This window comes from Lutibacter sp. Hel_I_33_5 (assembly GCF_007827455.1).
In the GTDB taxonomy this organism is placed as follows: Bacteria; Bacteroidota; Bacteroidia; order Flavobacteriales; family Flavobacteriaceae; genus Polaribacter.
In genome coordinates this window covers 1,391,165-1,403,562 of sequence record NZ_VISM01000001.1, presented here as the reverse complement: position 1 = coordinate 1,403,562, position 12,398 = coordinate 1,391,165, and the positions used below count along the sequence as shown (strand labels likewise).

Here is a 12,398-nt window from a genome sequence, read left to right as displayed (position 1 = left end):
TAAAAAAAGCATAATATTAAAAATTAATAGATTTTGTTTGGTAAATAGTCTGTTTATATAGTATCTTTGCAGTCCAAATCGCGGGATAGAGCAGTAGGTAGCTCGTCGGGCTCATAACCCGAAGGTCACTGGTTCGAGTCCAGTTCCCGCTACTAGAAAAGAGAATCAATTTTGATTCTCTTTTTTTATGCAAAAAACCCTCGCTAAATAGTAGCGAGGGTAAAATAACTTTTCGTTGTCCCCACAAGTTATATAATCATTTTTTAATCTGGGGGTTCTTTAATTAATTATCACAAGATTCTTCTAAGGCAATAAACTCATCATCGTCTGCAATTGTCTTTTTAGTTCCGTCTTGTAAAATTACTGTTAAGGGATAACCAATATATAAATAATCATCTTCTATTAAACTATCTAGGTAGGCATCAAACTCTTGATCATTATTTACTGTAACTGTGTTTTCTGTATCTTCATTTTTAACTAAGTTAATAGGATATGTGATGTCAAAACAAATAGTGTCATCATCTTCTTCATAGAAACAGTCATCAAAAGCATCTTCCAATTCTTCTAGAGAATTTAATGTTACTAATGTATCATCAGTATATTTTATGTCTATTGGGAAAACAAAATCAGGAAATGTATAATCTTCTAACTTAGAAATATATTCTTCTAAATCATCATTTGAGTTAATTGTAATTTCTTCGCCATTTAGGTTTGCTTTAATAGGGAACTGAACTTCAAAACAATCAAACTCATCATAATCTTCACAATCATCATAATTATAACAATAACTATCAATTGCATCAAAATCATCATCATTTTCTATAGTAGAAATACTCCCGTCGCTCAATGTTAACTCTAAAGGATATTTAAAAGTAATATGAGCATTTTCATCCTTGTCAAATGCCATATCAATAAAAGTATGAAGTTCAATTTCGCTATTTATTACTGTTTCGTTTGAGGTGTTAGTGGTAAAATCTTCTTGTACTAAACTTAAAGGGTAATTAAGCGTGTAACAAGGTGTTTCTTCACCCATACAAGAATCATATACATCATCTAATTCTTCTAAATTAGTAATAGTTTCTTCACTATTATCTTCTAATTTAATAGTGATAGGAAAGACGATTTCTGGTTCAGAACCGATTTCAACTGCATCATAATAATCGGCTAGTTCTTCTTTACTATTTATTACAGTTTCTTCTTCGCCATTTTTTATAGTAATTGGAAACACATATGCAAAACAATCTATAGAAGCGATACGTTTTGCTGCATGATTATTATTACTTGTACTCGGAGTTCTTTTACTTTTACTTACAGCTGCTTTTGCGGCTTTAAATAATCGTTTTTTTGCAACTTTAGTTGTTGTTTGAGGTGCTTCTATGGTTTCATTTTGCTCACAAGAAGTGATGAAAAATGAAAAGACACACACCATAAGTAGAATTTTAAATTGTAGTTTCATGATAATAACTTTTAAATTAATATTTATTCGTTTTAATTAAAACAGTCAACTATAGTTTTACCCTACTTTTTCTTTGAATAAAAATAGATTTTTTATCTAAAATACTGGTAATCAATATTTTAATTTTAATAAATGTTGATTAAAAATAGTTGACGGGTTATTGTATAAATGAAATATCCTTTGCTAAATTTTCTTTAGATTTGAACTCGAGATTATAAAAGTTGATTTCACTTAATGAACCCAGAAACAAAATCTGTTTGCGAACAAAAGAATTATGAAATGATTTTTAATAATCATTCAGAAACTTTGCGCAATTTTATTTACTATAAATGTGGTAATCTTCAACAAGCAGAAGATATAGTTCAAGATTCATTTATTAAACTTTGGAAGAATTGCGCAAAAGTAATTTTCGAAAAAGCAAAGTCTTATTTATATACTATTTCTAAAAATGCTTTTTTAAATGAAGTAGCCTATCAGAAAGTTGTATTGAAACATCAAGTACATTTAGTAAAAGAGAGTACAAATGAAACGCCAGAATTTATATTAGAAGAAAAGGAGTTTATGGTAAAGCTAAAAAAAGCAATTGCAGATTTACCAGAAAAACAACGAGAAGTTTTTTTATTAAGTAGAATTGATAAGAAAAAATATGCAGAAATAGCTGAGGTTATAGGAATCACTGTAAAAGCAGTAGAAAAGCGTATGAGCTTAGCCTTAAAAACATTGAGAGAAAAAATAGGTGATATTTAAAGTAGGGTAAAACAATAGTTACTTGTTTTAGTAATAGAAAGGAATTAAAAAATGGAAAAACATTTCTCAGACGACACTTTTTTAGCACGATGGATTTCTAACGATCTATCCGAGGAAGAATTAACGTCGTTTAAAAAATCTAAAGAGTACACAGCTTTTAATAAGATTAATGAGAGTGCACAAAAATTAGAAGCACCAGCTTATAATAAAAAAGCTGCTCTACATAAAATTCAACAAGAATTACATAAAGAAAATCAATCAAAAGTTAGACGATTAATTCCGACTTGGATGTATAGTGCTGCTGCAGTATTAATTGTTGCTTTAGGGCTTTTATTTTTTATGAATGATACTCCTTCTGAATTTCAAACAGGTTTTGGAGAACAATTAGCAGTTGTTCTTCCAGATAATTCTAAGGTGCAATTAAATGCACAATCACAATTAGAATTTAATAGTAAAACTTGGGAAGAACAACGAGAAATAAATTTAAAAGGTGAAGCTTTTTTTGATGTTGAAAAAGGGAAAACCTTTAAAGTGATTACTGCTATTGGAACAGTTGAGGTTTTAGGAACAGAATTTAATGTGTTGGTCAATAACAATTATTTTGAGGTACAATGTCATGAAGGAAGTGTAGCTGTAAAAAGTTCTAATCATAATATTATTTTAAAACCAGGAAACGCTGTTAGAATTGTAAATTCTAAAGTAGAGGAGTGGCAATTTTCTGACGTAAAACCATCTTGGTTGCAAGGAGAAAGTACGTTTACAAATGCGTCGTTAGCACAAGTAATTAAAGCGTTAGAGAATCAATTTAATGTGTCAATTAATTCCGATAAAATAGATACATCAAAAAAATATACAGGTGTGTTTTCTCATAAAAATTTAAAGGTAGCCCTAAAAACAGTTTTCACTACTATGGATATTTTATATACTTTTAAAGGCGATAAAACGATTGTTCTTACTAATAAGAAATAGTAACTTTATTGTCAACCGTATATGAAATTAAAAATAATCCTTATATTTTTTTTGTTTTCATTGACAATGATGTCTCAAAAAAAGACATCATTGTCTTTTAATAAAGTACCCTTACAAGAAGTTTTAGTTACGCTTGAAAATAAGTTTGAAATTAAATTCTCATACAACTCAGAATTAATTAAAAATCAACTAATCACGTTTGATTTACAAAAAGTAACGCTTGAAACTATATTTGAATCTATTGAATATCAATCAGAAGTTGAGTTTGAAAAAGTTACCAATCGATATTATATTCTAAAAAGGAGAACAACCATAGACTTATCTAAAATTCAGAATTTAGATGAAATAGTTGTAAAAGAATATCTTACTTCAGGAATTCACAAAAAAAATGATGGATCCATCGTTTTTTCACCAAGTAAATTAGGGATACTTCCAGGCTTAACAGAGCCCGATGTTTTGCAAAGTCTTCAATTACTTCCAGGTATTCAAAGTCCAACAGAAACCGCTTCTGGTTTATATGTTAGAGGTGGAACACCAGATCAAAATTTAATTCTTTGGGATGGAATAAAAATGTATCATTCGGGTCATTTCTTCGGAATGATTTCTGCGTTTAATCCTTACATCACAAAAGATGTAAAGTTATATGTAAACGAAACAAAAGCTAAATATGGTGGAAGAATTTCGAGTGTAATAGATATTACATCTTCAGATAAAATTCCAGATACAATTGAAGGTGGGGTTGGTTTTAATTTAACCCATGCAGATGCATACTTAAAAATTCCTGTCACAAAAAAAGTAGCCTTAATTGCATCTGCAAGACGTTCTTTTAATGATGTTTTTGAATCGGTTACGTTTACAAATATTTCTAAAAAAGTATTTCAGAACACAAAAATTTCGGATGAACAGAAAATCTTAGAAGGAGAAGATATTACTCAAAACTCTGAACTTTTTAAGTTTTCTGATATTACACTAAAAGCAATTTTTAAACCATCAGAAAAAGATAAAATTACGGTAAGTAATTTGTTTGCCAAGAATGTGTTAGATTTTGGTTTTACGATTGATGAATTTAACGAAACAATAAGAGATCAATTAAATATAAAAAACCATGGTTCTAGTATTTTATGGAATCATGATTCAAGCACAAAACTGAGTTATAGTTTACAAGCCTATATTTCTAATTTAGATCTAGATTATAACGGATTATCAACTTTTGAAACCACTTCTATAAGTGAAATTATAAGACAAAATAACGTTGAAGATTTTGGTGTTTTGGCAAATGCAGATTGGATATTAAACAAGGCTAATAGTGTTGCGTTTGGATATCAACTATCACAACAAAAAATACGATATCAATTAAATTTTAAAAACAAAGAAGAAAATTTACCAGAAGAAGTAAATAACTACGAAGACATACAAAAGAACAAAGTGCATTCGTTGTTTGGAGAATATCAATATAAAAAAGAAGACGATTTTATTTTGAATGGAGGTCTTAGAGTAAATTATATATCCACATTAGAAAAGTTGTTTGTTGAGCCTAGAATTAGAGCTCAAGTACGTTTGTCATCAGAATTAAAATATAAAATATCTGTTGAGCAATTATATCAATCGGTAAGTCAAATTGTAGAGTTTCAAGATGAAGGTTTAGGATTAGAAAATCAAACTTGGATTCTTGCAGACGGAGAAGAAATCCCCGTGTTAAAAAGTAATCAAGTTTCTACAGGTTTTGCTTTTAATAAAAATGGAACAAAAATAGATATTGATGGATATTATAAAAAAATTGATGGTTTAACCTCGTTAACCAAAGGTTTTGATAATCCTACTGATGTTTCATTTTTTAAAGGAAAAAGTACTGTTTTTGGTATTGATGTTTTAATAAAAAAGAAAATCGATAACTATAGAAGTTGGATAAGTTATTCATTTATTAATAATCAATTTAAGTTTGAAGATGTAAATAATGGGGAGTTTTTTCCTGGTAATTTTGATGTAAAACATCATCTTACTTGGGCGCATTCTTATGCATATAATAATTTTAATTTTTCTTTAGGTTTTAATATGAGAACAGGAACTCCCTATACAAATGCTTTGGGAATAAGTCTAATAGATGATACACCAGAGATTAATTATAATAAAACTAATGGAGCTAGATTGCCAAATTATAGTAGATTAGATTTTTCGGCTACTTATAAATTTAACCTTTCAACAACTAAAAAGTGGGTAGGAAAAATAGGTTTTTCGGTATTAAATATTGCTAATAGAAAAAATATTTTAGGTAGATCTTATAAAATATCTTCAAATTTTGATAGTGCTATAGAAAACTTCTTACTTCAAGAAATTAATAGATATTCTTTAGGATTTACTCCAAATTTAGTTTTTAGAGTCGCTTTTTAATTTGTTTTTGGAACCCAAATTTTTAAGTTGTCAAACTTTCCAGTATCGTCAAAAGAACCAAGTCCAATTTTTCCGTAAGTTAATGTTGTGTCTTTAGCTTCCATTTTTGGATGAGTCATATCATCAAAAAATACTTTTATCGTTCCTTCTTTAGTATTACGTTCTATTCTTTCAGTATGCCAAGAAGTTTTTGAACCCCAATTAATTGTCTTGGAAGTTTTACTTGCTATTTTAATTCGAGGATTGTTATCAACTAAAAAGATGTTATTTGCATGCTTATCGGCTACACTCGCAATATGTGTATAGTAAAATTGAGATTCGTTTTGTATGCCGAAAAATAAACATAAATCTCTATGATTATATTCTCTACTTGTTTGATTTAAAGTTATTTCTAAAATAAAATCACCAACGGTTACTTTCTGTAGAATAGCAATATTAAATGGCGATCTTACCTTTGGTTTGTAGTTACTTTGTTTATGAAGATGTAAACTTTTTCCTGAATTAGAATCATCTATTTTCCATGCGTTATCATCTGTGAATTTAAAATCACCAATAGCTTTTTCAGATTCGAAATCTTGAGAATAAATAAGTGTATAGTTTTCTGGAATTGATTTTTGTGCGATACTATTAACAGCAAAAAACGGCATGATTAAATAAATAATTATGCCGATTTTCTTATATGTTATTAAATAATTCATTGAGATTATTCAATTAAATCTCTTAATCTATTTGCCGCAATTTCTGCAGTAATATCACGTTGAGGTGTTCCAAACATTTCATAACCAACCATAAATTTTTTAACGGTAGCACTTCTTAATAATGGTGGATAAAAACTCATATGCCAATGCCAGTGAGAATTATCTTCTCCATTGGTTGGCGCTTGATGAATTCCACTAGAATACGGAAATGAGCACTCAAATAATTTGTCATATGCCTTTGTAATTGCCGAAACAGCTTTTGCAAAATCTAATGTTTGTACATCAGACATTTTTAAAATTGTTGATTGAGATTCTTTTGGAACAATCATTGTTTCAAATGGCCAAATTGCCCAAAAAGGAACCAAGACAACAAAGTTGTCGTTTTCGTAAATAATGCGCTCTTTTTTATCGATCTCTTGCTGCAAATAATCGCCTAATAAACTTTTATTATTCTTACTATAATAGGTTTGTTGTTGCGAATCTTTTTTTACAACCTCATTAGGTAATGTAGACTGACTCCATATTTGTCCATGTGGATGCGGATTACTACATCCCATAACTGCACCTTTATTTTCAAAAATTTGAACATAATTTATGAATTCATTTTCTCCTAACGATTTATATTCTTGTTGCCATATAGCTACAACTTTTTGAATATCGTTAGCATCCATATCTGCCAAACTTTTAGAATGATCCGGACTAAAACAAATTACTTTACAAATACCTTGTTCGCTTTGTGCTTGTAATAAATTATCGTTGACTTCAAATACTTTAGAGTCGCTTTGTAAGGCTCCAAAATCGTTATTAAAAACAAATACATCTTGATAGTCTGGATTTACATCACCAGTTATTCTTTTGTTTCCAGCACATAAATAACATGAAGCATCATGACTTGGTCTTTTTTCTGTAGCCGCTTTTTCATTCTGTCCTTGCCAAGGTCTTTTTGCTCTATGTGGAGATACTAATACCCATTCTCCGGTTAAAATATTAAATCTTTTATGTGAAAAATCTTGTAAATCTGTAGTCATTTTTCTTTTTATTTATTGTCGTTAATTAAATGAGTACCATCAGAAAGTTGTACCGAATAAATTGAACAATCCATATTAAATTGATTTTTATAGGCTTCTGAAATGCTAGATGAAAAATCTGCGATTTCTTCTTTTTTAATCAAATTGATAGTACAGCCACCAAAACCGCCACCCATCATTCTTGCTCCTAAAATATTAGGGTTGTCTTTCGTTTGATCCACTAAAAAATCAAGTTCTTTACAACTAACTTTATATTGATTTTGCAATCCGTCATGTGATGCATAAATTAATGCTCCAAGACTTTTTAAATCATCATTTGTAATAGCTTCAGACGCTTTTTCTGCTCTTTTATTTTCTTGAATTACATACAATGCTTTTTGATAATTTTCTTCAGAAACACTGTCTTTTATGTTTGCTAAATCGTCTTCAGTGGCATCACGTAAAGCTTTTATTTTTAAAAGTTCTGAGATGTTTTCACAAGCAGAACGTCTGTCGTTATATGCACTGTCAGATAATTTGTGTTTTACATTTGTATTGATTAATAACAACTCATATCCTTTAAAATCGATTTTATAAGGTGTTGCTTTTATCGTTCTACAATCCAGCAATAACGCGTTGTTTTCTATTCCAAACATACTTGCGTACTGATCCATGATTCCACATTTTACACCCACATAATTATGTTCGGCTTTTTGTGAAATAAAAATCATTTCTTCTTTAGTAAACCCTAAATTAAAAAGTTCATTTAATCCATAAACAACACTGTTTTCTAGAGCAGCAGAAGAAGACATTCCAGATCCTCCAGGAATATTTCCACTAAAAGCGATATTAAAATTACCTAAAACTTTTCCGCGGTTTAAGATTTCTGCTACAACACCAAAAACATAGTTTTCCCAGTTTCCTTCAGAAGATGGTTTTAAAGTGTCAAAAGAAAACTCAATCGCTTCTTTTTTATCAATCGCAAAAGCTGTAGAAGTATTCGTGTCACTTTTTTGAATTCCAGCAACAATTCCTAAATCGATAGCTGCAGGAAAAACAAACCCGTCGTTATAATCGGTATGCTCTCCAATTAAATTAATTCTACCAGGAGAAAATACTAACATTGGGTTCGTATTAAATTTCTCTATAAAGCTTTTTTCTACTTTTTGTATAAGTGCCTTATTCATTTTATATGTTTTTTAATTTTAAAGTCCAATCTATTTTATATACCTCATTTGAAGCTAAAGTTTGTAATCCAATATTGTTATTAAAGCTATCCGCAACACCGGTAGTTGGTTCTATTGCGATTATATTTTTCTTAGGTGGTGTGTACACTTGTAAAAAGTTTTCTTTTGCGCTAGATTCAATAGAAAAACGATACTTAGGTGTTGTAAATTCTACACTGTTATCTTTTAAAAGAAAACAATTGTCTAATTGTTTGTCTTCAATAGTAAATGATGAATCATTATTAAAATCTACAACTTCTTTAGTGATGTTTTTTGCATCATAGGTTAATGTTTTATCACTATTAAAGTCTAGGTAACTACTATAAAGATCACTACTATTAAAATACGGGTGCCATCCAATGGTAAATGGAAAAACACGATCATCCGTATTTTTTACGTTTATTTTTACTGATAATTCGGTTTGCGTACATCTGTATTCAATTTGAATCGTATAGGTAAAAGGAAATCCTTGCGATTTATCATTTTCAACATATTCTAGTAAAACAGCCGCATAATCATTATGCTCTTCTTTTTTAAGAACCGTAAATAGTTTATTATAAACCAAACCATGCAAGGCATTTTTTTCTTCTCGTTGATTTGTATCTAGTTGAAATTTTTCTCCATTAAATTCATATTTACCATCTCTAATTCTACTCGCAAAAGGAAATAATATTGATGATGCATAGGTGTCACTATACGTTAATGGACTTAAATCAGTAATTAATGCATGTCCGTTAAGTGTTAATTCTTGTAAACTAGCACCTTCATTTAAATGAATTTTAGAATACACTTTTTGCTGTGTATTTTCAATTATTAAATGATGATTATTTTGTTTTATTGTATACATTAAAAAGGGTTAAATAGAATTTCTAATTATTATATTATTTGGATTCTCAATTTGAGTTTTTTCTTTATTTAAAATCATTTCTGCCAAACGTTTCCCCATCGCATTAAAATCTGTAGAAATAGTAGTGATACCACCCTCAACAATTTCTTTTAGTAACGTGTCATTATAGGAAATCACCCCGATGTCTTTTGCAAGCGTTAGTTTTTCTTCTTTCATTTTTTTAATTACTCTCAATAAATTTTTATCATCAAGAATAATGTAGAGTTCACCTTTTTCTATTGCTCTGTTATCAAAAGAATTTATAATTTCAAAAGAGATCGAATTTGCTTCACAAAAAGTTGTAAACCCATTAAGAATACCTTCTGGTTGTTTTTCTTTAGAAAAAACCAATACTAGCTTTTGATACTTTTTTATGTCGTTTACTATCTTAGTTAAGTTATTAAAAAGCGCTTTTTCGAAATTTTGATAAATCGCTGGATAATCAGTTAAGTCATCATGAATTTGATCTAAAATATAAACTTTATCATTCGCTAATTTTTTAATATCATCATTGGTGTTTTTTAAATTCGCTGGCATAATTACAAAATAATTATAATCACCTTGATTGTCTTGAATCAGCTTGCTGAAAATATTTTCATTAAAATGATGGAAATAAATATCAACTTGAACATCATTGCCTAAGTGTTTTAAAAAAGAATTATATAAGTCTTCTTTAAAGGAATTTAACTCATCAAAAAGTAAAAATATTTTTTGAATAACAGTAACATTTTCACTTGCTACATAATACCCTTTTCCAACTACAGATTTAATGATACCTCTGTTTTTTAATTCATTAAACGCAAATAAAACAGTATCTCTTGATAATTGATAACTGTTTTTAATATCGTTTATTGATGGAATTTTATCTTCTTTTTTTAGCAATCCTTCAATAATAGCATTTTCAATAGAGTCAATGATTTGCTTATATTTAGGGGTGCTAATATCTTTATTTATCGAAATAAAATCCATAGCTGCAAATATATATAAAATTTATATTTTACCAACCAGTACCTACTAGTTGGTTTTTTAAAATAAAATGTATAAATTTGGCAGGTTATAAATTGTTTTCAATTAAGGAGAATAGTTTGTAATCAGATTAAAAACAACTAAATTTAATTTAAATAACTAAAATATGACTAGTGGATTTCATTTTTGGGATTACGTAATTTTCATTGCCTATGGTGTACTTATACTTGGTGTTGGATTATGGGTTTCGAGAGATAAAAAAGGGCATCAAAAAAATGCTGAAGATTACTTTTTAGCGAGTAAATCTTTACCATGGTGGGCAATTGGTGCTTCATTAATTGCAGCCAATATTTCGGCAGAACAGTTTATAGGAATGTCAGGTTCTGGTTTTGCATTAGGACTAGCAATCGCTTCATATGAGTGGATGGCAGCCATTACCTTAATTATTGTAGGTAAGTATTTTCTACCTATTTTTATTGAAAAAGGACTGTATACAATTCCAGAATTTGTAGAGAAGCGTTTTTCTACCAATTTAAAAACGATACTTGCAGTTTTCTGGATTGCCTTATATGTATTTGTTAACCTTGCATCTGTATTGTATTTAGGTGGTTTAGCCATTGAAACAATTATGGGAGTAGATATGATTTACGCCGTAATTGGTTTAGCATTATTTGCAGCAGCATATTCTTTATATGGTGGTTTATCTGCGGTTGCTTGGACAGATGTAATACAAGTTGTTTTTCTTGTTTTAGGTGGTATGGCTACAACGTATATAGCTTTAAATACAGTATCTGGAGGCGAAGGAGTGATGGCAGGATTTTCTAAAGTGATGGAAGCTGCACCAGATAAATTTCATATGATTTTAGATGAAGCAAACGAGAACTATAATAATTTACCTGGTATTTGGGTATTAGTTGGTGGTCTTTGGGTTGCAAACATTTATTACTGGGGATTCAATCAGTATATCATACAAAGAACATTAGCAGCTAAATCTTTAAAAGAATCTCAAAAAGGTATTTTATTAGCAGCAGGATTAAAAATTGTAATTCCATTAATTGTTGTTGTACCTGGTATTGCGGCGTATGTTATGGTGAATGATCCAGCGATTATGGCTACTTTAGGAGAAGCAGGAACATTAAGTTTACCATCTGCAGAACAAGCAGATAAAGCATATCCTTGGTTATTACAGTTTTTACCAACTGGACTTAAAGGTGTGGCTTTTGCAGCATTAGCAGCAGCAATTGTATCTTCTTTAGCGTCTATGTTAAATTCGACTTCTACTATTTTTACGATGGATATTTATAAGCAATACATTAATAAAAATGCAAATGATAAGCAGACTGTAAATGTTGGTAGAATTTCTGCCGCAGTAGCATTAATTATTGCAGTGATTATGGCCCCTTTATTAGGAGGTATAGATCAAGCATTTCAATTTATCCAAGAATGGACTGGAGTAGTAAGTCCTGGTATTTTAGCAGTATTTATTTTAGGATTATTCTGGAAGAAAACAACTAATAATGCAGCGATTTGGGGAGCAGTTTTATCAATTCCTATTGCGTTAGCTTTAAAATACATACCTATTGCAGCTTTAGAGCCATGGATGCATCAAATGGGCTTAACAGCGGTATTAACTATGCTAGTAATTATTGTAATTAGTTATTTACAAAATAAAGGAGCAGATGATGAAAAAGGAATACCTTTAAGTAAAGAGTTGTTTAAAACATCACCATTATTTAATATTGTTTCTATTGTAATTTCTATTATTACAGCTGTATTATATTGCCTTTTCTGGTAAAATAAAAAGTTTTAAAAAATATAAAAGCCTAGAAGTTTACTTCTAGGTTTTTTTTGGTTGAATATTTTTTTATATTTATATCCATAATTTAAAAATCAAACAAAATGGGAAAATTTGAAATTAAAACTGATAAAGCAGGTAAGTTTCGTTTTAACTTAAAAGCTGGTAACGGTCAAATAATTTTATCAAGTCAAGGGTATGCTAATAAAGCAGGGTGTGATAACGGAATAGAATCTGTTAGAACAAACTCGCAAAACGAT

At 29.4% G+C, this 12,398-nt stretch carries 10 protein-coding genes, 1 tRNA gene and 1 pseudogene; 6 read left to right on the top strand and 6 right to left on the bottom strand.

The genetic code is table 11. From position 1 onward, the window contains the following. Positions 1–79: 79 nt before the first annotated feature. Positions 80–152: transfer RNA gene (locus OD91_RS06230), tRNA-Met, on the top strand. A 131-nt stretch (positions 153–283) separates the two neighbouring features. Here OD91_RS06230 and OD91_RS06225 read toward each other — a convergent pair. After that, positions 284–1,456 (bottom strand): hypothetical protein, encoded by a 1,173-nt coding sequence (locus OD91_RS06225; protein ID WP_144895526.1) that lies wholly within the window; start codon positions 1,454–1,456, stop codon positions 284–286. Positions 1,457–1,690: 234 nt separating this feature from the next. Between OD91_RS06225 and OD91_RS06220 the strand changes: the two genes are divergently transcribed. The 3 genes from OD91_RS06220 (at position 1,691) to OD91_RS06210 (ending at position 5,560) form a co-directional block, all read left to right on the top strand. After that, positions 1,691–2,203: an RNA polymerase sigma factor gene (locus OD91_RS06220; RefSeq protein WP_144895525.1), complete on the top strand. Its 513-nt coding sequence runs from the start codon at positions 1,691–1,693 to the stop codon at positions 2,201–2,203. Positions 2,204–2,254: 51 nt separating this feature from the next. Further along, positions 2,255–3,172: a FecR family protein gene (locus tag OD91_RS06215; RefSeq protein ID WP_144895524.1), complete on the top strand. Its 918-nt coding sequence runs from the start codon at positions 2,255–2,257 to the stop codon at positions 3,170–3,172. Between the two features lie 66 nt (positions 3,173–3,238). Continuing rightward, positions 3,239–5,560 (top strand): TonB-dependent receptor domain-containing protein, encoded by a 2,322-nt coding sequence (locus OD91_RS06210; RefSeq protein WP_222428671.1) that lies wholly within the window; start codon positions 3,239–3,241, stop codon positions 5,558–5,560. Here OD91_RS06210 and OD91_RS06205 read toward each other — a convergent pair. The 5 genes from OD91_RS06205 to OD91_RS06185 are packed head-to-tail and all read right to left on the bottom strand — an operon-like array spanning position 5,557 to position 10,346. Then, on the bottom strand, positions 5,557–6,258 hold the full coding sequence (locus tag OD91_RS06205; protein ID WP_222428670.1) for a hypothetical protein: 702 nt from the start codon (positions 6,256–6,258) through the stop codon (positions 5,557–5,559). The genes OD91_RS06210 and OD91_RS06205 overlap by 4 nt on opposite strands. Before the next feature lie 5 nt (positions 6,259–6,263). Beyond that, positions 6,264–7,286, bottom strand: a complete 1,023-nt coding sequence (locus OD91_RS06200; RefSeq protein WP_144895522.1) for a UDP-glucose--hexose-1-phosphate uridylyltransferase — start codon at positions 7,284–7,286, stop codon at positions 6,264–6,266. Positions 7,287–7,294: 8 nt separating this feature from the next. Continuing rightward, entirely contained in the window at positions 7,295–8,452 is a 1,158-nt protein-coding gene (galK, locus tag OD91_RS06195) for a galactokinase (RefSeq protein WP_144895521.1), read from the bottom strand. Position 8,453: 1 nt separating this feature from the next. After that, the gene (locus OD91_RS06190; protein ID WP_144895520.1) at positions 8,454–9,338 is read right to left on the bottom strand and encodes an aldose 1-epimerase; all 885 of its coding nucleotides are present in this window, start codon (positions 9,336–9,338) and stop codon (positions 8,454–8,456) included. 9 nt (positions 9,339–9,347) lie between these two features. Continuing rightward, positions 9,348–10,346, bottom strand: a complete 999-nt coding sequence (locus tag OD91_RS06185; protein ID WP_144895519.1) for a GntR family transcriptional regulator — start codon at positions 10,344–10,346, stop codon at positions 9,348–9,350. 163 nt (positions 10,347–10,509) lie between these two features. Between OD91_RS06185 and OD91_RS06180 the strand changes: the two genes are divergently transcribed. Further along, complete coding sequence (locus tag OD91_RS06180) at positions 10,510–12,138, top strand: sodium/sugar symporter (RefSeq protein ID WP_144895518.1); 1,629 nt, start codon at positions 10,510–10,512, stop codon at positions 12,136–12,138. 104 nt (positions 12,139–12,242) lie between these two features. After that, positions 12,243–12,395 (top strand): annotated as a pseudogene (locus OD91_RS13720) (YegP family protein); the annotation flags it as partial. Positions 12,396–12,398: the final 3 nt, after the last annotated feature.